The following is a 26,177-nucleotide window of genomic DNA, read 5'->3' on the forward strand; positions in this document are numbered from 1 at the left end:
TTCAACCCAGCTTGCCCATCGCCACCGCGGTATCGCTCATGCGGTTCGAGAAGCCCCACTCGTTGTCATACCAAGACAGGATCGAGACGAATGTTCCGTCCATCACCTTGGTCTGATCCATGTGGAAGATCGACGAGTGCGGGTCGTGATTGAAGTCGATCGAGACATTCGGGCTGGTCGTGAAGCCGAGGATGCCCTTCAGCTTCTGCTCTGACGCCTTCTTGATCGCCTCGTTGATCTCTTCCTTCGTCGTCTTGCGCTTCGCAACGAACTTGAGGTCGACGACCGAGACGTTCGGCGTCGGCACGCGCATCGACATGCCGTCGAGCTTGCCGTTGAGTTCCGGCAGCACGAGGCCGACGGCCTTCGCGGCACCGGTCGAGGTCGGGATCATCGAGAGCGCGGCAGCGCGGCCGCGATAGAGATCCTTATGCATCGTGTCGAGCGTCGGCTGATCGCCCGTATACGAATGGATCGTCGTCATCATGCCCTTCTCGATGCCGACCGCATCGTGAAGCACCTGCGCGACCGGAACCAGGCAGTTGGTCGTGCACGACGCGTTCGAAACGACGCGGTGGTCTTTCGTCAACTTGTCGTGGTTGACGCCGTAGACAACCGTGAGGTCAGCGCCGTCCGCCGGAGCTGAAACGAGCACGCGCTTGGCGCCTGCCGTGAGATGCGCGGAGGCCTTCTCCTTCGACGTGAAGATGCCGGTGCACTCCATAGCGACGTCGACGCCGAGTTCCTTATGCGGGAGCTGCGCCGGGTCTTTGACGGCCGTGACCTTGATCTTGTGGCCGTTGATGACGATCGAGTCACCGTCGACCTGAACGTCCGCCGGGAACTTGCCGTGCACCGAGTCGAACCGCAGCAGATGCGCGTTGGTTTCGACTGGGCCGAGATCGTTGACGCCGACCACGACGATATCCTTGCGGCCCGACTCGACGATCGCACGCAGAACGTTGCGGCCGATGCGGCCGAAACCGTTGATGAAGACCTTTACTGCCATTCGTTTATCCTCACTTCACTTTGCTGGCCGCGGCATCGGCGATTGCTTCCGCCGTGATGCCGAAATGCTTGTAGAGATCCTTGAACGGCGCGCTTGCGCCGAAACCCTTCATGCCGATGAAGATACCGTTGGAGCCGATGATGGCGTCCCAACCCTGACGCACGGCGGCTTCGACGCCGACATTGACCTTCGTGCGGCCGAGCACCTTCTTGCGCACCTTCTCGTCCTGAGCGGCGAAGAGCTCGAAGCTCGGCACCGAGACGACACGCGCCGAGATGCCGCGCTCTTTCAGGAGCGCCTGCGCCTCGACGGCGAGCGAGACTTCCGAACCCGACGCGAAGATCGAGACCTTCGCCTTGCCGTCATGCGCCGGCGAGATTTCGTAAGCGCCTTGCGCCGAGAGGTTCTTCTTGTCGTTCTGCTTGCGCAGCTGCGGCAGGTTCTGGCGCGTCAGCGCCAGTGCGCTCGGGCCGTGACGGGTTTCAAGCGCGATCTGCCAGCACTCCAGCGTCTCGACTGCATCGCACGGACGGAAGACGTGGAAGTTCGGGATCGCGCGCAGCGCCGCGAGATGCTCGACCGGCTGATGCGTCGGGCCGTCTTCGCCGAGACCGATCGAGTCATGCGTGAAAACGTGAATGACGCGTTCGCCCATCAGTGCTGCGAGACGCAAAGCCGGACGGCAATAGTCCGAGAACACCAGGAACGTGCCGGAATAGGGGATGACGCCGCCATGCAGCGACATGCCGTTCATCGCTGCCGCCATGCCGTGTTCGCGGATGCCGTAGTGGATGAAGCGGCCGCCGTAGTTGTCGGCGTCGAGCACCGGCATGCCCTTGGGGCGCGTGTTGTTCGAACCGGTGAGATCGGCCGAGCCGCCGACCATTTCGGGCACGGCTTCGGTCAGAACGCCGAGCGCATTCTCGGACGCCGTGCGCGATGCGATATTAAGCGGCTCCGCGGCGAGCTTTTCCTTATAAGCGCGGACCGCTCCGTTGAGCTTTTTGACCGGAGCTTCCTTCGCCATGCGGCGCTCGAACTCGGCGCGCTTGCCGCTGCCGGTTTTGCCGAGACGCGTCTCCCACGCCGTGCGCGCTTCGGCGCCGCGTTTAGCGGGCGCGCTCCACAGCTCATAGATGTCGTCGGGGATTTCGAATGCCGGGTAATTCCAGCCGAGCTTCTGGCGTGCGCCCTTGATCTCTTCGGCGCCGAGCGGCGAGCCGTGGCTTTTTTCCGAGCCCGCCTTCGTCGGCGCGCCGTATGCGATCGTCGTGCGGCAGGCGATTAGCGTCGGGACGTTCGAGGCTTTCGCCTTCTCGATTGCGGCCGCGATGGCTTCCGGATCGTGCCCGTCGACATGCGAGGCAGCCCAGCCGGCCGCCTCGAAGCGCTTCACCTGATCGACCGAGTCGGAGAGCGAGATCTTGCCGTCGATCGTGATGCCGTTGTCGTCGAACAGAACGATGAGGCGGTTGAGCTTCATATGGCCCGCAAACGCGATCGCCTCTTGGCTGACGCCTTCCATCAGGTCGCCGTCGGACGCGATGACGTAAGTGTGGTGATCGACGAGGTCGCGCCCGTACGTCGCCGCGAGGTGACGCTCCGCCAGCGCCATGCCGACCGCCGTCGCGATGCCCTGGCCGAGCGGGCCGGTTGTCGTCTCGACGCCGAGCGTCTCGAAATTCTCAGGGTGACCCGGCGTCTTCGAGCCGAGCTGACGGAAGCGCTTGATTTCCGCCATCGGCATCGACTCGTAGCCGGTGAGGTGGAGGAGCGAATAGAGCAGCATCGAGCCGTGACCGGCCGAGAGCACGAAGCGATCGCGGTCCGCCCAGGTCGGCGCTTTCGGATCGAATTTCAGGAAGCGAGAGAACAGCACGGTCGCCATGTCGGCGGCGCCCATCGGCAGTCCGGGGTGGCCGGATTTGGCTTGCTCGACCGCGTCCATCGAGAGCGCGCGGATCGCGTTTGCCATCCTGTCGTGGTTCGTGCGGGTGACCGTCAGCATGCGCGAAATTCCTTCGATTCCGAACCGGCCCAAAAGACGGCTCGGGAGGCCTCGCCCAGACGGCCCTTAAGTCTATGAAAATAATTATGTATTGCCCGGGCGGGATTCAAGCTTGATGCAGGAACTCAAGGGGAGCGCCGGACACATAACACGGGCAAGACCGCTGTCAAACCACGACGGGTCAAATGGCCGCGTTCGCCCACAACCCGTAAGAGGTTACTGCGGCGGCGCTTTTAGCGTCGTGATGAGGTCGCTGCGCAGAATGGCGAGCCGCGCGAGCGCCTGCTGCGCCTGTTCGGAAATCGGCTGCAGCGGGTGCGGACCCACCGGCTTGTGGACCGAGACGGCGATTCTCACCGCCGGCGGAACCGGCTCGACCGCGATGGGCGTCGCAACGGCGTCGGCCGTCGGGCGAGGCGAGAACAGCCGGAAGATGTGGGACAGCAAGCGTGCCAACCTGGAGCAGAGTGCGTGGAAACGTGGCGCCGGATGGCGCCGATGGTTTCCATCGCAAGCTGGGTGCCAGACGGGAGGTTTGGGTCAGCTCATAAGCTGATCCAAGGGTCCTCAAGACGAAGGTCTGTGAATGAGAGGCTCGTGCCGGCCGAAACCTTCGCGATAAGCGCTGCGCTGTCTATGCCAACACCATCCTCGTCGTAGAACAGCTCACCTGTGTCTTGATTATAGACGACGAAGTCATCGCTATCGGCTGCGGTCGTTCCGACACGGAATTCTGACGCGTCGAGTGCGCTGCCCAGTCGTCGGAAGGCCGAGCCCGACAGGACGATCTTGTCTGTCCAAGGCTGGAAATCCGTGATCGTGTTGAAGCTGCCGGTCTCGGTGATTTTAAAGAGATCAGCGCCCCAGCCCCCCGTCAGTGTATTTGCGCCAGCGCCGCCGATCAGGATGTCGTCCCCGTCGCCACCGTCGAGGAAGTCGTTGCCAGTTCCACCGCGTAGCACATCATTTCCGCTCTGGCTCGAGATCAGATCGTCGCCGTCGCCGCCGTCGACTTCGTCGTCGAGACCTCCGGTCCCGATTGTGTCATTGCCGGCGCCGCCTTCGACCTTCATCCACGAGGCATCGTTGCGGTACCAGAATGGCGTTATGATCACATCGTTGCCGTCGCTGCCGTAAATGGCCTCGACGCCCGCGAGATTGTTCGAGTCGTTTTGGGTGTCCAATAGGACGCCGGCCATTCCTTTGCGATCGAGCACAATTGTATCGTTGCCGGAGCCGCCCCAGATGGTGTCGCCGACGACGCCGAGGCCCGTCACCGAAACGCTTCGTTGAACGTTGTAGCTCAGGCCGATGGAACTTGAACCTTGGGCCGTCAGGCCGCTTTCGACCGAGATGGAGAAGATGTCGGAACCGTAGCCGCCGTCGAGAAGATCGATCCCGTCGCCACCCGAGATATGGTCATCGCCGTCTTCGCCGTAAACGAGATCGTTGCCGCTATCAGCATAGAGCGTGTCATTGCCGCGCCCACCGTACAATTTATCGTCGCCGACACCGCCAATCAGCGTGTCATCGCCGTCCTCTCCATTGACTTCGTCATTGCCATCATCGCCATAGATCAAGTCGTTGCCGTCGCGGCCATACAACCGATCGTCGCCGTTACCTCCCGAGAGGCGATCGTTGCCGTCGTCGCCGACCAAAATATCCGCGCCGTCGTCGCCCTGAAGCGTGTCATCGCCAGTGCCGCCATAAAGCCGGTCATCGCCTGCGCCGCCGACGAGCGTATCGTTGTCGCTCTCGCCAAGCAGTTCATCGGTGCCGTCATCGCCATAAAGAACGTCGTTGCCCGCACCGCCATATAGATTGTCATCGCCGGCACCTCCGGCAAGACGGTCGTTGCCGTCATCGCCGTGCAGCATATCGACGCCGTCGTCACCGAAGAGTTTGTCGCCTCCGGCTCCGCCGAACAGCCTGTCGTCGCCGGCTTCGCCGTACAGCATGTCGTTGTCGCCTTGGCCGAGCAGTTCATCGCTGCCAGTACCTCCCCATACGGTGTCGTTGCCGTCACCGGCTTCAACGCGGTCGTTGCCGCCCTTCGCGTAGATCCTGTCATCACCGACAGTTGCAATCACGACGTCATCGCCGTCGCTGCCGACGAGCGCATCGCGGCTCAGAACCGATGCTTCGTAGTTAGCGACCTCCACGAGGCCGAGCTCGCGTGCACGCAGCAGCGTCAAAGCCCAACCGGCCGTGAACGCGCTATCGGGCTCGGCCGCCATGAGAGCATTGATGACGGCTTTGTTGTCGACGTAGAGGCGGTAGTCTTTCGCGATCTGGAGGTCGACCGCAAATGCGGCGGCTGTTGACGCGGTGGAGTTTTCAAATGCGTGCGCAATAATCGGATCGCCACCTACGATCTCGATCGAATGCAGCAGTTCCATTAGCCCGATATTGTACATCGGTGTCAGGTCGTTGCCTGACTTTGGCTTGTTGAGATCGAAGACCTTATGGGGGACAATGTAATTGTCCGGCGTGTAGCTGCGCGTGCGCGCGACGATCGGGCCGTCAATCTCGTACAGCCAATAATGCTTGTCGTTCTGCACGAAAGTGAGGGAGTGGGACGTCGCGTAGTCGGCGCGACCGCCGGTCGTTTCGATCAGCGCGTTGATAACGTCGATCTGAGCTTGGCTGATCTGCTTGAAGAGGTCCGGCTTCCCGCCGTCCTCCGTTGTGATTTGTCCTTGTTGATAGAGGCCCGTCTGCGCGTTGATAACAACGTTGAGCGAAACATAAGGCGGGTCACTGAGCCAATTGCCGAACAGGGTGCCCACGAGATTGCCAAGGAACGATCCGACAAGTGCACCGAGCCCCGGAATCGGAATCAGAACGCTGCCGATATAGGCGCCGATCGCGCCGCTGACCGAACCGCTGATTTGCGAAAGCTCGCTATCCGGCATGACGACTTGCGCGGCCAGTTGGCTCCCGAGAATTCCGCCGACCGCTCCCGATAGACTGGTGAACAACGTCGCGGGATCAAAACCGGTGCCGATTGGGCTGCCGGTCGCAATGTTGGTGACGAGCTGCTGTGTGATCGTCGTGCCCATCGAAGTGAAGAGCTTGCCTTCGAAGCCACTTAAGCCAAGCTCTTCCGCAAGCTCGGCCATCAGGTACGACGAGACCTGACCCAGCCCGATGCCCGCTACCGTCGCGCCGAAACCGTCCATCGCTTTGGAGAAGGCGACGTCTATATTTGCTTCGCTCGCAATCGACTGGTTCTGGAAACTCGCACCGATGTGATGGCCGATTGCACCGATCAATGTGCCTGCGGCAATCTTGCCAACGATCGAATTGCCGCCGAGCGCTGCACCGAGCGACGATCCAAATGTCGCGCCGATAACAGCGCCGGATAGAGTTTGCCCGTGGTAGCTAAGTTCAGAAACGTCGTCGTCGATCTCTTCGATCTCTACATCTTCGTCGTCGTACCGCGTAGTGTCGCGCTTTTGGCCATTCGAAAGCAATTCTTCCGACATGGACATTTTGAGATCGCCGTATGCGTCGAGCTCTCTGATTTCGCTCTTGATGGCGCCATCGGAATCGACATCGACCTCGCGCTCAATGTAGCCGCCTGATGCAGCGTCTTGCCGCCGCGATTCCAGCGAAAGCCCACCGTTTTCGGACCCATTGAGAGTTACATCGGTATCAGGTGCTCCGTCGCCGTTCGCATCGATTCTAAAGCGCAGTGCACCTGATTGATCGGCCGGACGGTCCACGCTCGAAATGAGCGCGTTGTAAGCGTCCATTGCGGTCGCGTTAGGATTGGTCTTCGACATTTCGAAAAGCTTGTCTTGGACCATTCCCACGACAGCATCGACCTGTGCTGGCGCAAAGCCTGCTTCATTCATCGTCCTCGCCAATTGGGCAAGGGTTGAATTCGCATCTGCGTTGACAGTTACGCGCGTGGTCGGCGACGTTGTTCCCGAGCTCTGTTGAGTTTCCGGCGTCCCTAGGACGTTGGCCCAAATGCGGTGAACGAAGTCTTCGCCGGCCATGGCGCCGCCGATTCCACCGAGCACTCCGCCAACCACGCCGCAAGCGACCGTGCCGCCGCCCGGCAGAAACAACGAACAAAGTCCGCCGAGCGCCACAGCGCCCGCGTTAGCACCAGCGAACCCAAAGCCGAGTCGCGCGGCAAGCTCGTCCATCGTTATTGTTGCGGCGGTCGTGTCGCCGCGATCGACTTCACCGGCGGCCTTCGCGCTGCTCGTGACGATGTCCAGAAAGATGAGCGCGCTTCCGAGTTTGCTCAACGGTCCTAGGAATTTCAGCGAAGTTGTACCGAGTTCCGGGTTGAGGATTTTTGGAATGTCCGCGTCTGTTGCGAACCGGCCATCGAGCGATGCGCTGTAGCTGCCGCCGCGTTCTACATACGGTGCCGCATTCTCGCGAAAAAGATCACGATACTCATAGAACTCACCAAGTGTTATTTCGCCGCCTCGCAAGAGCGTGTTGAGCATCTCACCATTGGTGAACCAGGCTTTGCTGACATCAATCCCCGCCGCGCTCAAAGGCTTGGTGTTCTGTGCTTTGTCAAACCATCGAGCGTCGTCTGAGAAAACGTATGACGTTGACCCGGCCTTAGCGTCGGCGACCATCCTCTCCATTATGGAGATCTCGCCCATGTTTGCCAGCTTGGCGCCAGATTTCGTTGCCTCAATCCATGTTTGGTTCGCTTGCGTTTTAGCTTCGGCGATATTTCCCGCAGCCTCATTTGCGTGAAACCATTCTGCAAATTCGGCAGCTTTCGGGCCGGATGCAATTTCTGCTTTCACGACGTCGGTTATGAAAACTTTGCTACCGCTCGTAGTAGCCGCGGCTAAATAGCGATCAAGCAGTCTGGTGCCGCCTGCTTCCAAAGCATATTGTACAGCGTTGCCATCGAAATAAATTGAGCTCGTCAAAACCGCACCTAAATATGTAAATAGCTTGATATAAAAATTCTTAAGGCGTGTTGATTAGTAAAGCGGAGTCATCCCGGCCTTTTGCCGGAAGTAAGATCGCAGGCAAACGATCAGATAGGCACGGTCGCCTGAGGGGGTGTCAGGGGTCAAGGTGGCTATCTCTGCAAGCAATAGATGAGCAACATCTGTGATGTCATTTCTTTCGCTTTCGAGCTTTTGAATTTCGATGACGAGTAGAGGATTTCTCGCCGCAATTTTCTCACCGAGCGTTGCGACTCTTGCCTCCGACCAGTCGGTTAAGAACGTTCTTTTTCTCATGCTAATTTTGTTCGACATACGAGGGGTCATTTAAATTTAATAGAGCCGTAATGGGCCATCGGAAGAAAATTACTAACGACTTGAAAGCCGAGAAGCATGCCATGGAGTAACATGCTCAAGCTAGTAAGAGGATGTTAGAAGTAGATTTTTGATGCGCGCGATTCACTAGCACTGTTAGCGCATCAACATCGCATGCCGCGACAATCTCTGAACCCTTTAATAAATCGCCCTTTGTTGTCTTAAGACTTTCACCTTTGTGCGTGAAGTTCAGAACACGAGAACCGGCCTGCGCCGCAGAAGAGATTACACGCTCGAATAATTGTTTGATTGCCTCACAGCGGCCTTTCGGCAGAAACACGTCGGCTTTGGCCTGACCTTTACCCAGTGCCGCCGTTGCAACAAAACGGCAGCGGCGATTGATGAGATCAAGGGAGTTCGGCGAAGCCACAAGCTCTTGAAAATCGTCCGCGCGGCAGACCGGTCGTTGCATGGTGAGGCCGACCTGCGATGGATCACGGCCGGCGAATTCCCCCGCGATGATCGTTTCTAGAATTGCGGCAAGTGTGCCCTGGATCTGGCGCTCGAATGAAGCTCTGGCTCCGATGGCCAAGGCTGTCTGAAATGCAAAAGCTGCAGACAAGCAAAAGGCGAACGCAAGCGTTCTTCCCAGAGAGGCCAATCGGACTGGATCGGTGGTCATCCGAACCTGTAAGTTTGTGGAAAGTTTGTCTGATGGCTCCGGTCACCGAGCGGCGGCAAGCCGGCTCTTTGCCGAAAAAGCAAACGAACCGCCAACTTCAGTGAAATACGATCGAACCCGACGATTTCAGGACGAAGTGCAGCAATCTCTCGGCGGAGGTCATCTCCGACGGGGGTAATGTCAGAGTCGGCAGCTTCAAGCTTCCACATTGCTTCAACCAGATCAGGCCGCCTTTGAGCGATCTCATCGGCGAGAGACCGAATGAACAGTTCGGGCCGTTCGGAAGCTGTTTTACTCATGTTCTGTGCTCATTTTTTCAACGCGAAGGAAAAAGTCGCCAGCGGTCATCTGCGCCTCTGAGCCTGCGCTGTCCTGCGAGCGGTTGTAGGCCTGCAGCGCGCCTGAAATGCAGCCGAACTGCTGAAGCCAACGAAATGCGGTCAAACCCGAGTATCGTGGGCCGAAGCGTAGCGACTGCCGAACGAAGCTCATCTCCTACAGGAGTGATGTCGGAATCTGTGGTCTCGAGCCGCCGCATTTCCGCAACCAACTCGGGTCTCCTCACGGCGATCTCGTTTGCTAGCAATCGAACAAAAGGTTCGGGCCAATCAGACGATAACTTGCTCATATCGTGAACTCCGGCTCCCTCGAGGCGAATGCGCAATGTGCTACGGAAAAAGATCGTCCCGTGACCTCGACTAACATTCTTCAAGCAGCGCTGAGCACGCAGCCGGCCTGTACGCGTGAAAAAAATACGGCTCGCCGTTGATGGCGGCGGGATAGACTTTCGGGATGATGTTGGTCGGCCTCTTGCGCTCCCTTGCGCGGGGCCAGTCGCTTTGTAGCGGCATCTCGCATCGAGTCGCAATGACGATAATTTAGCGATCCACTGCTGCGGAATGTTGAATAAACGCAATGCGTGTAGCGAGGCAACCTTCAACGCTTGTGGTCCGCATCGCCACATCCTCCAACACAACCAAGGCTTTTGCCTCCGGCCTCACAAACCCCAACCCCTACGGCAGCTTCAACGTCTTCCGCAGCGTGTCCGGCTCTTCGCCGCCCCAGAGGATATCGCGGATGCGCCAGCCGTTGCCGATGCGCACGAGATCGTAGCCGATCGTCACCGGCTGGCCGAAATTGACGATCTTGGCATCCACCCTCGCGCGGTCGCCCGCCTGCGAGACCACGACATACTCCGCCGACTTGATCTCGAAATCCTGCCCGTTGACAAACGGGTCGGCGCCGAGCGCGGACTCCTCGTCGTTCTCGCCGTCCTTCAGGATCGCTGCCGCGAGGTCCGGCTCGAACAGCTTGTCGACCAGCGGCTTATCCATCCAGTTGAACTGGACATTGTCCTCGCCCGCCTTGCCGACATAGTGGCTGTAGACGAAGCGCAGCAGCGCCTCGGGCGTCTGGTCGACCGCGCCTTGCGCTTGCGCTAGAGCCTGGCCGACGCCGGCGAACACCATGAAAGCAAGAAGGAAAAGTGTGCGCATAATTGGCACCTCGAGAACCTGACATTGCGGCAGCGGCGGCGCGAGCGCACACTGCGAATCGTTGCACAACACGCGCAACCTACGTCGGAAGGGGCCGTGACGGAACATTCGGGAATGGAGGCGGCGGCGAAACGTCTGTCGGCAGCGCTCGACGGGCTCGAGGCCGCGCTTGAGCGCCGCCAGGAAGTCGACGGGCGAGAGCATGCGCTGGCCGACCAGGTCGCGGCGCTCGGCGTCGACCGATCGCGTCTTGCCTCACAGCTCGACGAGCAGACGGCCCGCGCGACCCAGCTTGGCGCCGCGACGCGCGAAGTCTCGCGGCGGCTCGATATGGCGATGGACGCTGTGCGCGCCGTCGTGTCCGGCAAAACGGGGTAGGGGCCATGGCTTCGGTCCAAGTCACCATCGGTGGACGCGCTTATCGGATGGCCTGCGAGGACGGGCAGGAAGACCACCTGCGCGAACTTGCCGAGCAGTTCGACAAGCGGATCGAGGATTTGCGTGGGCAACTCGGCGAGATCGGGGATTCGCGGCTGACGGTGGTCGCCGCCCTCATGTTGTCGGACGAACTATCCGAGGCGCAGCGGCGCATCGCAAAGCTCGAACAGGACCACGGCGAGCGAATCATCGCGCTGCATGGCGAGATTTCGGAGGCCCGCGAGGCCAGCGCCGGCGCGAGCCTGAGGGCGCAGGCAACCAACACGGCGATCATCGCGGCACTGAATTCTGCCGCCGAGCGGGTCGAGAAGGTAACGAAATCCCTCAATGGCACGCTGACGACGAGCGTGCCGATGGGATAACGGGATCGTTGGGTGTGCCGGGGCGGCCTAAATGCAACGGTCGCGCAAACTTGTTCAAGGCCCCTAGGAATCGAACAAAAATCCGTGTGGGTGTGCTTGATTGTCGCAGGGGGCGTGCGGCAATGCAGAAGCATTGCGTGAGGCTGGACGTAGAGGCGTGACGGGAGCGCGTTGGATCGGGAGGCGTAGGTTGGGGCGCGCGTGGACAGCGCGCGCCGGTGGCCTCCTCGTGTCCGTTTCGCTGCTCGGCGCCTGCACGTTGGGCCCCGATTTCAAGCAACCCGACGCGCCGGAAACCGCCCGCTATCTGCCCCCAAGCGCGGGCGCGGAGCGGGTCGGCGGCCAGCGCCTCGCGCGCGGCGCCGAGGTGCCGTCCCGCTGGTGGGAGCGGTTCGGCTCGGGCGAACTGACGAGCCTCATCGACGAGGGCATCGCGCACAATTCCGATCTCCACGCCGCCGAAGCCGCCGTGCGGATCGCCGAGGCGAATGCCCGCGTTGTCGCGGCCAGCCTATTCCCTGTGGTCACGGGCAGCTTCGCGCCGACCCGCCAGCGCGATCCGGTCTCGACATTGCAATCGAACGCGGCGTCGGGCGCCGCGGTGTACAGCGTCAACACCGCGCAGCTCAGCGTATCCTTCGTGCCCGACGTTTTCGGCGGGACGCGCCGAAATATCGAATCCGCGCAGGCGCAGGTCGAGGTCGCGGATTTCCAGCGCGAGGCCGTTTACCAGACGCTCGCCGCCAACATCGCACTCGCGGCGATCCAGGAAGCCTCGCTGCGCGGGCAGGTGATGGTGACGCAGCGGCTCATCACGCTGCAGACGCAACTGCTCGGACTTCTACGGAAGCAATCCGACGCCGGTCAGATCGCGCTCCCCGATGTCCTTGCGCAGGAGACCGCGCTAGCGCAGACAAAGCTCTTGCTGCCGCCGCTACAGCGGCAACTCGACCAGCAGCGCAATCTGCTTGCAACGCTCACCGGCAAAATGCCGAGCGGCTATGACGGGCGGGGCTTCATCCTTTCGCACTTCCGCCTGCCGCGCGATCTTCCACTGAGCTTGCCGGCCGAACTCGTGCGCCAGCGCCCGGATGTGCGCGCCGCCGAGGCCACGCTGCATTCCGCGAATGCGCAGATCGGCGTCGCGATCGTCAATCGCCTGCCGCAGCTGACGCTGACGGCAAATGCGGGCTCGAGTGCCGCGACGGTCGCGAAACTGTTCACCGCCGGCACCGGCTTCTGGTTCCTCGGCGCCAACGCCGCGCAGGTGTTGTTCGATGCCGGTCAGCTCAAAGCAAAGCAGACGGTCGCCGAAGAAACTTTCATGCAGGCAGCCGCACAGTATCGCAGCACGGTCATTCAAGGCGTGCGCAATGTCGCCGATACGCTTGCGGCCCTCAAAAGCGACGCTGACGCCGTGAACGCGTCGATCGCGGCCGAGCGCGCGGCATCGCGCAACATCGAGCTGCTGCGCCAGCAAGTCGATCGTGGCCAAATCAGTTTGCCGAGTTTGATCACCGCACAACAAGCCTATCTGCAGACGTCGCTGGCGCGCGTGCAGGCGGAGGCCGCGCGCCTCGCCGACACGGTCGCGCTATTCCAAGCGCTCGGCGGCGGCTGGTGGAATCGTCCGATTGCGGTGGTCGTGGAAGAACGCGTGACGCGATGAGTGAAGAGCATAGCCCCCCGCCGCCACAGACTTTGCCCGCGTCTCCGCAGCCGAAGAGCCGCGTGAGGCCGCTCGGCATTCTGCTCTTGCTCGCGATAGTCGCGGGCGGTGGTTATGCGTGGTGGAAGTATCAGGAAAAGCCTCCCGAACCCGCCGCCAAACCGGAAGCGGCGCGCGGCGCCGGCAAGCCGTTCTATCCGACGCAGCAGCAATGGGCTTCGCTGACCGTCGAGCCGATCCAGCGCCGCGTCTTCCGCCCGGAGATCACCACAGAAGGCAAGATCACGATCGACGAAGACACGTCGACGCCGGTGTTCTCGCCGTATGCGGGCCGCGTGATCCGCCTGATGGTGCGGCCCGGCGACAAGATCATGCGCGGCCAGCCGCTGTTCACGATCGAGGCGACTGACGCCGTTCAGGCGCAGAACGATTACATCGCAGCGCTGTCGGCACTCAACAAATCGCGTTCGCAGCTGAACCTGGCGCAGAGCGTCGAGCGCCGCCTACGCGACCTTTCCGAAGCGAAGGCGATCTCGCAGCGCGAGTATCAGGCCGCGCAAGCCGATCTCGTCAGCGCACAGAACGATGTCCGGTCGGCCGAGACCGCACGCGAAGCGGTGCGCAATCGTTTGCGTATCCTCGGCCGCACGGACCAGGAAATCGACGAGTTCGAGAAGTCCGGCAAGATGACGAGCGAGACGACGATCACGTCGCCGCTTGAAGGCACTGTCGTGCAGCGCAAGGTCGGTCCGGGGCAGTACATATCGGCGGGCTCGTCCGATCCGCTGTTCGTCGTCGGCGATCTGTCGCGCGTCTGGGTGCTGGCTTACGTGCGCGAGAGCGAAGCCGCGAACGTCAAGGTCGGCCAAGCGATGTACTTCAAGGTGCTCGGCTCCAATGAGCTACCGCGCGGTGCGAACATCGCCTACATCGCGGCTTCGCTCGATCCGGCGACGCGGCGTCTCACCGCGCGTGCCGTCGTCAGCAATCCGGAGGGCCGGCTGCGGCCCGAGATGTTCGTCTCGACGACAATCCTCACCGGCGAAGGCGATTACTACCCAGCCGTGCCGCGCGATGCCGTGCTGTACGAAGGCGAGACCGCCCGCGTCTGGGTCGTCACTCCGGACAACGGCGTCGAACTGCGCTTTATCAAGCCCGGTCTCCTCAATGATCGCTTCCTGCAGGTGCTCGATGGCGTGCGCGTCGGCGAACGCGTGATCGTCAAGGGCAGCGTCTTCATCGACCGTGAAGGGCAGGGAGGATGAACTCCGTAGTCTCCTTCGCCCTCCACCATCGTGCGATGGTGGTGCTCGCTTTCATCTTGATGATGATCGGCGGGCTGTTCGCCTTCTCGCGCCTCAACATCGAAGCCTATCCGGACCCGACGCCCCCGATGGTCGACATCGTGACGCAAGTCGGCGGTCTCTCGGCCGAAGAGGTCGAACGCTACATCACGATCCCGATCGAGGCGCAGACGTCCGGCCTGCCGAACCTGCGCACCGTCCGCACGATTTCGCTCTACGGCCTTTCGGACGTGAAGCTGCAATTCTCGTTCGACTACACTTACGACCAGGCATTGCAGCAGGTGCTCAACCGCCTCGCTCAACTGCCGTCGCTGCCGAATAACGCGCAGCCGACGATTTCGCCTGTGTCGCCGATCGGCGAAGTGTTCCGCTATCAGCTGATCGGTCCGCCCGGCTACAGCGTGCTCGATCTCAAGACGCTGCAGGATTGGGTGTTGCAACGCCGCTTCCGCACCGTGCCGGGCGTCATTGACGTGACCGGCTGGGGCGGCAAGACGAAGCAGTACGAACTACAGATCGACATCAACAAACTTATCGCCGCGAACCTCACGCTCGCCGGCGTCATCCAGACGCTGCAGAACAGTAACGTCAACGTCGGCGGCAACACGATCAACATCGGCCAGCAGGTCGCGGTCGTGCGCGGCGTCGGTCTCATTCGTTCGGCGGAAGATCTCGCCAACACGATGCTGACGCAGGCGAACGGAAATCCGATCCTCGTCAGCGACATCGCCAACGTCAATATCAGCAACAAGCCGCGCCTCGGCGTCGCCGGCAAGGACGACCAAGACGATATCGTCCAGGGCATCGTGTTGATGCGGCGCGGCGAAAAGAGCATGCCGACCATCATGGCGGTGACTGCCGAGGTCGAGCGCATCAACACGTCGAATGTCTTGCCGCCAGGCGTGCGCATCGAGCGCATCTACGACCGCAAAGACCTGATCGAGCTGACGACGCACACGGTGCTGCACAACATGGTGGTCGGCATCGCGCTGATCTTCCTCCTGCAGTGGGTCTTCCTCGGCAATCTGCGCAGCGCGTTGATCGTCGGCGCCACAATTCCGTTCGCGCTCTTCTTCGCCATCGCGATCCTCGTGCTGCGCGGCGAGTCCGCGAATTTGCTCTCCGTCGGCGCCATCGACTTCGGCCTCATCGTCGACGCCACCGTCGTCATGATGGAGAGTATTTTTAGACGGCTCGGCCATTCGGCGAGCCATGGCCCGACCGGCGCTGATCGCGTCGGCGCGGCCGAGCTTGGCTTCACGGACAAGCTTTACGGCATCTTTCTTGCGGCACGCGACGTCAACCGCTCGATCTTTTTTGCGGCCGCGATCATCATCGCGGCGTTCATTCCGCTGTTCACGCTGAGCGGCGTCGAGGGGCACATCTTCGGTCCGATGGCGAAGACCTACGCTTACGCGTTGCTCGGCGGCCTCATCGCGACCTTCACGGTGACGCCGGCGCTCAGCGCTTACTTACTGCCCGAGAAAGTCGCGCACACCGAAACGCTGTTGGTTCGCGCGCTCCAGCGCGTCTACATGCCGGTGCTGCGCGCCGCGCTGTCGCAAAAGCTCATCACGCTGATCATCGCCGGCGTCATGCTCGCGCTCACGGTCATCGGCGTCCGCATGCTCGGCCTCGAATTCCTGCCGAAGCTCGAGGAAGGCAACCTCTGGGTCCGCGCCACGATGCCGTCGACGATCTCGCTCGAAGAGGGCAACGGCTACGTCAACCGGATGCGGACGCTCATCAAGAGCTTCCCGGAAGTCGAGTCAGTCGTCTCGCAGCATGGCCGCCCGGACGACGGCACCGACGCCGCCGGCTTCTTCAACGCCGAATTCTTCACGCCGCTGAAACCCGCCGACCAATGGCGCAAAGGCGTCGACAAGGACGCGCTCACCGATCAGATGCTGGCGAAACTCAAAGCGGACTTCCCCGGCGTCGAGTTCAACTTCTCGCAATATCTGCAGGACAACGTCGCCGAAGCGGTGTCGGGCGTGAAGGGAGAGAACTCGATCAAGGTCTACGGCAACGATCTGCGCGTGCTCACCGAGACCGCGAACAAGATCAAGGCCGTGCTGGCGACCATTCCGGGCGTTGCCGATCTCGCGGTGTTCAACTCGCTCGGGCAGCCGACCGTGCAGGTCGACGTCGACCGCTTGCGCGCCGCGCGCTACGGGCTGACGCCGGGCGACATCAACACCATCGTGCGTGTCGCCATCGGCGGCGACGCTGCCGGTGACGTTTACGAAGCGGGCAGCGATCGCCGCTTCCCGATCGTCGTGCGTCTAGCGCCCGAATATCGAAAGAGTCTCGAGGCGATTGAGAATCTGAGCATCGGTGTGCAGACCGCGAACGGCATGTCGCAAATTCCGATCGGCGAGGTCGCCGACGTGCGTCTCGTCTCCGGCGCGTCATACATCTACCGCGAACAACAGCAGCGTTATCTGCCGGTGAAGTTCTCCGTGCGTGACCGCGACTTGGGCAGCGCGATTGCCGAAGCGCAGGAGCGCGTCGCCAAGGAAGTGCCGTTGCCGCCGGGCTCGCGGCTCGAATGGGTCGGCGAATTCGGCAATCTGCAGGACGCCATCGCGCGGCTTCGCGTCGTCGTTCCGATCAGCCTGCTGATGATGGGGCTTTTGCTCTGGCTGAACTTCAACTCGGTCACGGACATGCTGCTCGGCCTCAGCGTGATCCCGATGGCTATCGTCGGCGGCATTCTCGGCCTCGCGCTCACCGGCACCGCGTTCAGCGTCTCTGCCGCGATCGGTTTCATCGCGCTGTTCGGCATCGCCGTGATGGACGGCATCATCATCCTCACGCAGTACAATCAGCTCATCGCGGCGGGGCGCGACCGCGACTCCGCGATCCTGCGCACCGGGGAACTGCAGATGACGCCCGTGTTGATGACCTGCATCATCGCCGGTGTCGGCCTTGTGCCGGCCGCGCTCTCGACCGGCATTGGTTCGCAAGTGCAGAAGCCGCTCGCGATTGTCGTCGTCGGAGGCATGATGCTCGCGCCGTTGATCATCCTGACGGTGCTGCCGGTGCTGATCTCGCTGTTCTCGCGCCGCCGCATGGAAGCGGGGACGATCCAGTAGGAACGGGCACAGCTCGTAGCTCGGATGAGCGAGGCGTGGCCGAGCGATATCCGGAGCTGAGTTTGCGTTAACCTCACACCCCGGATGTCGCGCGGCGCAGACGCGCCGCCGCTCATCCGGGCTACAGTCGGCAGACGCTCAGTACTTCATCACGCTGCGGATCGTGAAGATCGACGCGTTCTTCAGCGGACCGATGCTCGGCTCATAGTTGTTGGTCGGAATGCCCGACGGCCGGATCACATATTGGAAGTCCGGCTGCAGCGTCCACCACGGCTTCATCTGGATCATGTAGGCAAGCTCGAACGACAACTCGCTCGAATGCACCGGTACGATCTGCCCCGTGTAGAATCCAAAGTCCCGGTCATACGCCGCGGCTTGACCCGAGAACTTCGAATACAGAAACGATGCGCCGAACTTGTCGTTCGGACGGCCCGGAATGAATCCGGAAAATACGATACCGCCGTCGAGATAGGCCGCAATCAGGTTGCGATCGGACGGGTTCACCGAAGCGCGCAGGAATGTGTTGATGCCGCTGTCGGCATCGCCGCCCTGCGGGCGATAGAGCTGCTGCTCGACGACCGTGTAAATGCCCTGGTTGCCGCGCAGACGTTTCGCAACGCCGGTGCTCGTAGGGTCGGCGAGCAGACGTCCGTCGCTCGCGAAGCGCTGGCTGTCGAACTGCCCGGAGTGATACCAGGCGCCGAGCTTGATATTGCCAGAGAGGCCCTTGTCGTCCTTGCCCTGGTTGTAGCGGTAGATCAGCTCGCTGATGACGACCGGTGCGTCGTTCATCCGGAAGTTGATGCCGTGGCTATTCTTGATCTCGGGGTCGAGCGGGCCGGGGCCGGCCGGGTCGCCGTTGAACACAGCGGTGAGCCACGACAGGTTGGGGTTCGGATCGATTTTGATGCGCACGCCCGGCGTCGAAAGCGGGTAGGCGGGGCCGCCGCTCGGCCAGTTGACGGCCGTGATCGCTGGCCAGTCGGAGGTCGGGAAGAATTCGCTGACCTTCGAGTAAAAGAACTCAGTGTCCGACACGAGCTGGCCGGCGCGGATCGTCATCGTATCGTTGAAAAATTTCTGCTCGAACCACATCTCGGAAAGGCGCGTGGTCGATAGCGCCTCGATGTTGCTGATCGTCTGAATGTTGCCGACGAGATTTCGGCTGATGCCGCCGGTTCCGTTGATCTGGAAGGCGTTGGCAAAGAACGATAGCCCGCGCCAATTCGTGAATTTATCGAAGTCGAGGCCGATAAAGCCTTCGCCTTTTCCTTGATACACCGTGCCGCGCTTCAACCCGCCGGCAAGGTTCGACATCGTCTCGCCCGTATAGATGCCGCCGTAGGTAAAGCCGCGCTCGGCCAGCCATTTTCTCGTCGGGTCGAGGCCCGTGTAGGGCAGGTCGACGATGTCGGATGACGGGATCAGTCCGGCTTGCGCGCGCGCGTCCGCCACCGGCCAGGCGAGGACAAGGGCGGCCAATGCGGTAACCCGCGTAACACGCTTACAAAATTCCATTCCGCGACGCCCCCGCACCGCTAACGCATTCCAATGCCGGTATTCCCGACTTCTCCGCCCGTTCATCGCAGTCTGTTGCGACAGCTGCGTGAATGCCAGCGACTCCCGCGCGCATCGGCAAATTAAACCCGACTGTGTCCCGGCGTCAGCCCGCTATCGCGCAGGGTTAGCGGTAACTCGGCTGCTGGCCGGGCGGGACGTAAGCGGGCGGCGGCGCGCCCTGTGGGTTTCCGCGCTGCGGGTTACCGCTCTGCTGATACGGCGGCGGCGGTGCGCCGGGATACTGCTGTGGCGGATAACTGGCCGGGGGCGGACCGGCTTGCGGCGGATAATTGCGTGGTGGCGCGCCCTGCGGCGGATAGCTTGGCGGCGGCGCGCTCCGCTGCGGCTGCGGGTTCGGCTGAGCCGCCGGGCGGCGCGGCTCACGCTGAGAGTTCGGTTCCGATGACGGCACCAGCGCATTGATCCGGCGCAGGATGTCCTGGCCTATGTCCTGACGCGAGCAGCCGTTGCCGCAGAGCTTGGCATACTGCGCCAAGCGCTCGCGCGTATGCGCCGCGACGATGCAGCGCGTCACCTGCGCGTCGCGCGGCCCGGATTGGGCGATCGGCGCGGAGGGCTCGATCGGCGCTGTCGTCTTCGGGTCGTTCACCGGATTCTCGGCGTTCGACAATCGCATCGCCCCGTCCGGCACGCCGACCGACATGATCGTCTCCGCGCCGGCACGAGCGCGCCGCGCCGGCCGGCAAGTACCGCGGAAATGGTCTTCAAGATAACGCGGCATCGGCAGCAGATAAGCCGCGAGCGTCCGTTGCGTGGCCGTCGAAAGATAGGCGGACACCGCGGACTCGCCCGTATCCATTCTTCGGTAATACGCGACGATGCGGGCCTCCGTCTCCATGAGGCCGTCCGCCATTTCGGAGATGGATCTCGGTTCCTGCGGCTCATTCGGATCGGTCGGCGCACTGCGTCGTGCGCGATGGAAGAACGCGCGCCCGCTGCGCTCGACACCGGCCGCGTGGATGAAGGTGCAGGCCGAAACGCAGCGGCGCGGCTTGCCGCCTTCGCGCGCGATGTCGACGCGCGACGTCGGGCCCATAGCCGCAACGTAGGCGCGCCAGCCGGGCAGCAGATCGGACGGAACGTCCGCCTCCGTCATCGGGCGACCCGGCACCGCGAAGAAGTCCGGCACGTAGTCGAATGTGGTGCCCTCTACGGTCGTCGTCGTCAGCCAGAAGAGCCGCGTCGTCTGTCCGAGGAAGAGCCCGGTCCGTACATTGCCGCCGGGCGAGCCGAGATAAAGCGTCGACAGCCAGCCGTTGCTGGACCGGACCATATTGAGAAGCATGTCGAAGTCGTCGCCGCCTTCGCGCTTCATCTTCTCGACACCTTCGATCAGCAGCGCGGCGCGGCAAGTCTCGGGATTTGGAAGCTGCGACGCGTTGACGCCGAAGAACGCCGCCATCCGGTTCTGATCGCCGAAGATGCGGTAGAGGTGCTTGTAACGCGATGCCTCGATGCAGCGCAGCTCGATCGCCTGCGCGGCACTCGATGCGGCGTAGAGCGAGACGAAGATGAGAGCGAGGAGCCTCACGCAGCCGCCACGGCGGCCGATGCCGGCAATCCGGCCTAACCAAGTCATGGGAATCCTGACAAACGCGAGACAGCGCCGCGAAGTCTAGAATGCCTCAGCGCAGGGGGGAAGGGGCCGTCAAGCGATGCCTAGCGCGGGTTCCCAGTGTCAGTCGCAGCATCTGGCGTTGTAGAGGGGGCCTTGTTCTTGCGTCGACGCTCGCTCGGTGGAACGAAAAGTTCCGGCGGCAGGACCGTTTCTCTCGACGCAGGTGGATCAGGATGATCGAGATAACTTCTGATCATCAGGTACGCGAAATAGCGATTGCAGGTGTCTTTGGGACAAAGTCTTTCATATTGGGCAAGCCGCTCGCGCGTATTTGTTGCGGCTGAGCATCGGTTGGTGTCTGGTCTCATTGCATCGCCCCGCTGGGCTGCGGGGAAGCCTGGGCTCCGATGTCTTTTTCCCGAAGGTTGCGCGCCAGGAGCTTTGTCTGCTGCTGCCTTCGGGATGCACAGCGCGGTGAGGTGATCCTCGAGATAACGGGGCGATCGAGGCAGTCGCAGGGGTTGTGCCTGTCGATTGGCAGTTAGCTGATGCGCCTGCACCGCCGCTTCGCCGGCGTCCATACGCTGAAAAAACCGTGCGATCTTTGCATCGGCGCGCGTCATCGAGTCCGAAAGAAAAGTGAGCGATTGCCACCGTTGCGCATCAACCCGCGGCTCGTCAGGAGATCCTCGCGGTCGATGGAAAAATGAACGGCCGGGAGCGCTCGATGCCTGCTGCATGAACATAAGTGCATGCTGACGCGCACGCCGAGTGTTTGGTTTGCCCATGTGCAAGATCGACGCCCCGAACTTCACGCGTTGACGTTACAAACTCGCGCCATCCGGCACGCAGCGATGAAGGCACATCGCGCTCGCGAACTAAACGTTCCGGCACGGCGATAAAATCGGGAACATAATCGAACGTTTTGCTTTCGATCGCGTGAGTGGCCAGCCAAAAAATTCGCGTCATTTCTCCGAGATAAAGGCCGACGTTGACGTGACCGCCGGGTGAGGCGAGGTAAAGAGTCGCCAGCCAACCTTTGCCAGCTTGGATTTCGCCAAGCAGCTTGTCGACATCGTCGCCGCCATTGGTTTTCAGCGGCTCGATCTGCTGTGTGACACGGCAGCGCGGCAGGCCTCCGGTGACGCCAACTGTTCCGGTGTGACGCCGAAAAACGCTGCGGCTTTCGCGCGATCATCGTCGAATATCTTGTAGAGATATTTATAGCGCGAAGCCTCGATGCATTTGATTTCGATCGCGTGCGCGACGCTGGTGAATGCACAAATAGCGATGACGGAAAGCGCAGCGGCGCGCTTCGCGATGCCGATCAACCGGCGGAAACCAGACATGGAAAAATCCGACGCACTGCAAATGAACTGAGCAATGCGATCAGCTTAATCTGCAGTTATCGGAACGAGAAGATGCGCGACGCAGCGTCGCGACAAAAAAGTGCCCACCCGGACGGGCAATCCGGGTGGGCGGCGATCGGCGCCAGGGGGGCGGACGGGGGGCTAAAAGCGCCGACCGAAACTCTAGAGGTTAGTAGGCAACCGTGCGGCACACGCGGCGCTCGCCGCGATATTCGCCGTACGCGTTGTAGCGGGAGACCCAGCCGCACTCGCGGGTGTAGCGCGGGCCGGTTGCGCCAGCGATGATCGCGCCAGCCGTCACAATGCCGAGGCCGATGCCGACGCCACGACCCCAACGGCGGGCTTCCGCGTCCTTGGTCGAAACAGCAACGGTCGAGAGAACGGTGAGGGCGGCGAGAGCAACAAGCGCGATCTTCTTCATGACAGTCTCCGAAGTTTTTTCAGGGGGCCACGATGGCCTCATACGCATCAGTCGCGAGCGCATGGACGCCGGTTCAAACGAATGCGCAAAAATCTGAAAAATGTGCCGACGGTATTTTGGTAGGCAGGGCTGGCGCATCGCGCCGAGGGTGGCATAGTTGATGCACCGCAATATTCGCTCGATCGCTATTTGCCTCTTGAGGCCGCATGAACATTGTCGAACCGATTGATAAAGACCTGCCGCTTCGCGAGGACATCCGGCTCCTCGGCCGCATTCTCGGCGACACGGTGCGCGAGCAGGAGGGGACGCCGGTCTTCGCGATCCTCGAAAATATCCGTCAAACCTCGATCCGTTTCCGTCGCGAAGAGGATCAGGCCGCCAAAGCCGAGCTTGAAAACCTGCTCGACGGACTTTCGCCCGATTATTCGCTGCTGATCGTCCGCGCCTTCTCTTACTTCTCGCACCTCTCGAACATCGCCGAGGACCAGCACCACGTCCGCCGCACGCGCGAACATGCGCTCGCTGCGTCGGCGCCGCGCGAGGGATCGATGGCGTACGCGCTCGCCCGCGCGAAGGACGCCCGCATCGGACCGCGGCAGCTCCGCCAATTTTTTGATCACGCGCTGGTCGTTCCGGTGCTGACCGCGCACCCGACCGAGATCCGCCGCAAGAGCAGTATCGATCGTGAGCGCGAACTCGCCGACCTCCTGGATGCGCGTGCGCGCCTTGAAATGACGCCCGAGGAGGCGGAGCTGAGCGACGAGGCGTTGCGCCGCGCCGTGCTGGCGCTGTGGCAGACCAGCGTGCTCCGCCGCACCAAGCTCACGGTGCTGGACGAAGTGCGCAACGGCCTCTCGCATTACGACACGACATTCCTGCGCCAGCTCCCGCGCTTCTACGCGCTGCTTGAGGATCACCTCGCGACGCTCGAGCCGGGGCAGAACGCGCACAAGCTGCCGTCCTTCCTACGCATGGGCACGTGGATCGGTGGGGACCGCGATGGCAACCCCTTCGTTACCGCGCCGGTGCTGCGCGACACCGTCGCGCTGCAGAGCCGCCGGGCTTTCGACTTCCACTTTGCCGAATTGCGCGAGCTCGGCGCCGAACTCGCGCTCGACATCCGCCAGGTGACGGTGTCGTCGAAACTCTCGGCGCTCGCCGAGACCTGCACGGACGAGAAAGTCCGCGAGGACGAACCGTATCGCCGCGCCGTCGGCGCGATCCGCGCGCGCGTTGCCGCGACGGCATCGCGTCTGCATCCGGGCCGCTATCCGGGCTCGGCCGCGGAGCCTTACGCCGATGCGGCGGCGTATCGTGCGGACCTCGACATCATCGTCGACTCGCTCAATCAGAACGGATCGGCGCTTCTCGCGCGTGGGCGCCTGCGTCATATGCGCCGCGCCGCCGACGTGTTCGGCTTCCACCTCACCAGCGTCGACATGCGGCAGAACTCCGACGTGCACGAGCGCACGCTGCACGATCTCTTCAAGGCCGCGGTGCCGGGCCTCGACTATCTCAAGCTCCCGGAAGAAAAACGCGTCGAACTTCTGCTCGCCGAACTCGAAACCGCGCGTCCGCTGCGTTCGCCGTTCGTCACGTATTCGGAAGAAGCCGAAGGCGAGCTCGACATCGCGCGCACCGCCGCCGAGATGCGCCGCAATTTCGGGGCGGCCGCCGTGCCGAATTACGTGATCTCGAAAGCGAACTCCGTTTCCGACGTTCTCGAAGTCGCCGTGCACCTGAAAGAAGCCGGACTGCTGCGCCCGATCGAAAAAGCGCTAGACGTCAATATCGTCCCGTTGTTCGAGACGATCGACGATCTGCAGCGCAGCGGCGCGATCATGGACGAACTCTTGTCGCTCCCGCTCTACGCCGAATTCGTCAAATCGCGCGGCGGCACCCAAGAAGTGATGCTCGGCTATTCGGACAGCAACAAGGACGGCGGCTTTCTGACCTCCGGTTGGGAACTCTACAAGGCCGAAATCCAGCTCGCCGAAGTCTTCAAGAAACACGGCGTGCGCCTCCAGCTTTTCCACGGCCGCGGTGGTTCGGTCGGCCGCGGCGGCGGGCCGAGCTATCAAGCGATCCTCGCGCAGCCGGGCGGCGCCGTGCAGGGCGGCATCCGCATCACGGAGCAGGGCGAAGTCATCGCCGGCAAATACGGCAACCCGGAACTCGGCCGCCGCAATCTCGAAACGCTCGCGGCCGCGACGCTCGAAGCAACGCTGCTGCAGACCGAAGGCGCGGCCCCGCGCGACGACTTCATCACGACGATGGAGGAACTCTCCGCGCACGCCTTCAAGGCCTATCGCGGGCTCGTCTACGAAACCGAGGGCTTCGAGAAGTACTTCTGGGAATCCACCGTCATCGGCGAGATCGCAAACTTGCGCATCGGCTCGCGGCCGGCGTCGCGAAAGAAATCGACCGCGATCGAAGACTTGCGCGCGATCCCCTGGGTGTTCGGCTGGGCGCAGTGCCGTCTGATGCTGCCGGGCTGGCTCGGTTTCGGCGCGGCCGTAAAGGCTTATCTCGCCGAACATCCAGACGGCATGACGCAGCTCCGCGCGATGTATCAGGAGTGGCCGTTCTTCAAGATGCTGCTGTCCAACATGGACATGGTGCTGGCGAAGAGCGACATCGCGATCGCGTCACGCTATGCCGAACTCGTCGCCGACGAAGCATTGCGCGCGAAAATCTTCGGGCTTCTGCGCAACGAACTCGCGACGACGATCCAGGCCGTTCTCGACATCATGCAGCAGCAGACGTTGTTGGAGAAAAACCCGCTGCTGCTGCGCTCGATCCGCAATCGCTTCCCGTATATCGACCCGCTCAATCACGTGCAGGTCGAACTCTTGAAGCGCCATCGTGCCGGCGATCCGGACGAGAGCGTCACGCGCGGCATTCACCTGACAATCAACGGCATCGCGGCCGGCCTACGCAACACGGGTTAATCCGGCCGCGCCATCACGCGGCGGATCAGCGGCTGGATCATCAGCGGGAAGAGATAAATCGGAAACTGCGCGAGCCCCATGTAGAGCCACGTGGTATCGGGCAGCGATGTGCCCATCGCGGCGATCATGATGCCCATATTGCGGTTTGCCGCCGACCAACCGAGCGCCCAGCTTTTTTCTTTCCCGGCGAAGCGAAACACCAGCAGCGTCGATAGCATCGACGAAAACGCGAACGCGAAGGCGAGCGCGAGAAAACCGAGGACAAGCAGCGGCTGCTTGATCGCCGCGGCCGTGACGCCATCCATGATCGCGATCGCGAACACCGTCAGCGTGATGACATTGATGCCGTCGATCCGCTGACCTTGCGCCGCGACCCACTCGGTCGTCATCACGCGCCGGATAATAGCGGCGAGCCCGGCTGAGCCCGCGAGCAGCAAGAACAGCTTCAGCGCCAGCCAGCCCGGATGGATCGCCAGCGCCGCGTCCGCGAAAAGATAGAGATAAAGCGGCGGCAGCAGCGGGGTGAGCACGATGCAGGCGATCATTGCGGCGAGCGACAGCGCGGCATCGAGCCCCAGCAGCGCCGCAAACGCCGGCGCCGACATGATCGGCGCCGCCGAGGCCTGGAACATCAGTGCGAGAAAGAGTGCGGGCATCGCGTCTTTCACGCCGATGCCGATCAAGAAGAAGCCGTAGAGTGCCGGCGCGATCACCATGATCCATACCGCCGCCGCGATGACGAGCGCGGGACGCGTCAGATAATCGCGTAGCGCCGATGGATTGACGCGCAGAAACGCAAGCACGAGCAGAACGAAGATCGACGACGGCAGCAGCGGTTTCATCAACGCGGCAAGCTGCGGCAGCGCGAGCCCAAGAAACACCGACGCCGCGATCGCGCGCGTGCCTTGCCGGCCGAGCCAAGCGAGGGCAGCCGCAGGCGCGGCGAATGGGCTGGTCAAAATCGAACTCCGGCGAACG

At 62.1% G+C, this 26,177-nt stretch carries 21 protein-coding genes; 6 read left to right on the top strand and 15 right to left on the bottom strand.

All coding sequences use genetic code 11. The features are described from left to right. Position 1 precedes the first annotated feature (1 nt). The 9 genes from gap to GJW30_RS12950 all read right to left on the bottom strand — a co-directional run bounded on the left by gap (position 2) and on the right by GJW30_RS12950 (position 10,447). On the bottom strand, positions 2-1,009 hold the full coding sequence (gene gap, locus GJW30_RS12915) for a type I glyceraldehyde-3-phosphate dehydrogenase (RefSeq protein WP_096355955.1): 1,008 nt from the start codon (positions 1,007-1,009) through the stop codon (positions 2-4). A 10-nt stretch (positions 1,010-1,019) separates the two neighbouring features. Then, a complete protein-coding gene (gene tkt, locus GJW30_RS12920; protein ID WP_096355957.1) occupies positions 1,020-3,017 on the bottom strand; it encodes a transketolase in 1,998 nt (665 codons plus the stop codon). A gap of 216 nt (positions 3,018-3,233) precedes the next feature. Further along, positions 3,234-3,464: a hypothetical protein gene (locus tag GJW30_RS12925; protein WP_130364446.1), complete on the bottom strand. Its 231-nt coding sequence runs from the start codon at positions 3,462-3,464 to the stop codon at positions 3,234-3,236. A gap of 98 nt (positions 3,465-3,562) precedes the next feature. Next, a complete protein-coding gene (locus GJW30_RS12930; protein WP_130364448.1) occupies positions 3,563-7,933 on the bottom strand; it encodes a hypothetical protein in 4,371 nt (1,456 codons plus the stop codon). Positions 7,934-7,987: 54 nt separating this feature from the next. After that, the gene (locus GJW30_RS12935; protein ID WP_130364450.1) at positions 7,988-8,269 is read right to left on the bottom strand and encodes a hypothetical protein; all 282 of its coding nucleotides are present in this window, start codon (positions 8,267-8,269) and stop codon (positions 7,988-7,990) included. 97 nt (positions 8,270-8,366) lie between these two features. Further along, positions 8,367-8,951, bottom strand: coding sequence for a hypothetical protein (locus GJW30_RS12940; protein WP_130364452.1), 585 nt, complete (start codon positions 8,949-8,951; stop codon positions 8,367-8,369). After that, positions 8,948-9,250: a hypothetical protein gene (locus GJW30_RS22700; protein ID WP_130364454.1), complete on the bottom strand. Its 303-nt coding sequence runs from the start codon at positions 9,248-9,250 to the stop codon at positions 8,948-8,950. The genes GJW30_RS12940 and GJW30_RS22700 overlap by 4 nt, the downstream gene beginning before the upstream one ends. Then, the gene (locus tag GJW30_RS12945) at positions 9,243-9,395 is read right to left on the bottom strand and encodes a hypothetical protein (RefSeq protein ID WP_157746753.1); all 153 of its coding nucleotides are present in this window, start codon (positions 9,393-9,395) and stop codon (positions 9,243-9,245) included. Before GJW30_RS12945 ends, GJW30_RS22700 begins: the two co-directional genes overlap by 8 nt. 569 nt (positions 9,396-9,964) lie before the next feature. Continuing rightward, on the bottom strand, positions 9,965-10,447 hold the full coding sequence (locus GJW30_RS12950; RefSeq protein WP_157746754.1) for a YqhG/Tai3 family protein: 483 nt from the start codon (positions 10,445-10,447) through the stop codon (positions 9,965-9,967). Positions 10,448-10,543: 96 nt separating this feature from the next. Between GJW30_RS12950 and GJW30_RS12955 the strand changes: the two genes are divergently transcribed. The 5 genes from GJW30_RS12955 (at position 10,544) to GJW30_RS12975 (ending at position 17,318) form a co-directional block, all read left to right on the top strand. Then, positions 10,544-10,825, top strand: coding sequence for a DUF4164 domain-containing protein (locus tag GJW30_RS12955; RefSeq protein ID WP_245408505.1), 282 nt, complete (start codon positions 10,544-10,546; stop codon positions 10,823-10,825). Positions 10,826-10,830: 5 nt separating this feature from the next. Then, complete coding sequence (locus GJW30_RS12960; protein WP_096355973.1) at positions 10,831-11,247, top strand: cell division protein ZapA; 417 nt, start codon at positions 10,831-10,833, stop codon at positions 11,245-11,247. A gap of 190 nt (positions 11,248-11,437) precedes the next feature. Then, positions 11,438-12,916 carry an efflux transporter outer membrane subunit gene (locus tag GJW30_RS12965; RefSeq protein WP_130364458.1) on the top strand — a complete coding sequence of 493 codons (1,479 nt, stop codon included), beginning with the start codon at positions 11,438-11,440 and terminating at the stop codon, positions 12,914-12,916. Between the two features lie 62 nt (positions 12,917-12,978). After that, the gene (locus tag GJW30_RS12970; protein ID WP_245408506.1) at positions 12,979-14,181 is read left to right on the top strand and encodes an efflux RND transporter periplasmic adaptor subunit; all 1,203 of its coding nucleotides are present in this window, start codon (positions 12,979-12,981) and stop codon (positions 14,179-14,181) included. A gap of 35 nt (positions 14,182-14,216) precedes the next feature. After that, entirely contained in the window at positions 14,217-17,318 is a 3,102-nt protein-coding gene (locus tag GJW30_RS12975; RefSeq protein WP_430727097.1) for an efflux RND transporter permease subunit, read from the top strand. A gap of 138 nt (positions 17,319-17,456) precedes the next feature. Here the strand turns inward: GJW30_RS12975 and GJW30_RS12980 are convergent, their stop codons facing one another. The 5 genes from GJW30_RS12980 to GJW30_RS12995 all read right to left on the bottom strand — a co-directional run bounded on the left by GJW30_RS12980 (position 17,457) and on the right by GJW30_RS12995 (position 22,248). Beyond that, a complete protein-coding gene (locus GJW30_RS12980; RefSeq protein ID WP_157746755.1) occupies positions 17,457-18,800 on the bottom strand; it encodes a carbohydrate porin in 1,344 nt (447 codons plus the stop codon). Positions 18,801-19,002: 202 nt separating this feature from the next. Then, on the bottom strand, positions 19,003-20,478 hold the full coding sequence (locus GJW30_RS12985) for a YML083C domain-containing protein (RefSeq protein ID WP_096355981.1): 1,476 nt from the start codon (positions 20,476-20,478) through the stop codon (positions 19,003-19,005). Between the two features lie 657 nt (positions 20,479-21,135). After that, complete coding sequence (locus tag GJW30_RS22705; RefSeq protein WP_130364460.1) at positions 21,136-21,426, bottom strand: hypothetical protein; 291 nt, start codon at positions 21,424-21,426, stop codon at positions 21,136-21,138. A gap of 125 nt (positions 21,427-21,551) precedes the next feature. Next, positions 21,552-21,806, bottom strand: a complete 255-nt coding sequence (locus GJW30_RS12990; protein WP_096355983.1) for a hypothetical protein — start codon at positions 21,804-21,806, stop codon at positions 21,552-21,554. A gap of 190 nt (positions 21,807-21,996) precedes the next feature. Beyond that, a complete protein-coding gene (locus tag GJW30_RS12995; protein WP_096355985.1) occupies positions 21,997-22,248 on the bottom strand; it encodes a hypothetical protein in 252 nt (83 codons plus the stop codon). A gap of 206 nt (positions 22,249-22,454) precedes the next feature. On the opposite strand from GJW30_RS12995, the gene ppc reads away from it, so the two are divergent. Next, positions 22,455-25,199 carry a phosphoenolpyruvate carboxylase gene (ppc, locus tag GJW30_RS13000; RefSeq protein ID WP_096355987.1) on the top strand — a complete coding sequence of 915 codons (2,745 nt, stop codon included), beginning with the start codon at positions 22,455-22,457 and terminating at the stop codon, positions 25,197-25,199. Here the strand turns inward: ppc and GJW30_RS13005 are convergent. After that, a complete protein-coding gene (locus GJW30_RS13005; protein WP_130364462.1) occupies positions 25,196-26,158 on the bottom strand; it encodes a hypothetical protein in 963 nt (320 codons plus the stop codon). The two genes, ppc and GJW30_RS13005, sit on opposite strands and share 4 nt — an antisense overlap. Between the last annotated feature and the right edge of the window lie 19 nt (positions 26,159-26,177).

It is taken from the genome of Variibacter gotjawalensis (assembly GCF_002355335.1).
Taxonomy (GTDB): domain Bacteria; phylum Pseudomonadota; class Alphaproteobacteria; order Rhizobiales; family Xanthobacteraceae; genus Variibacter; species Variibacter gotjawalensis.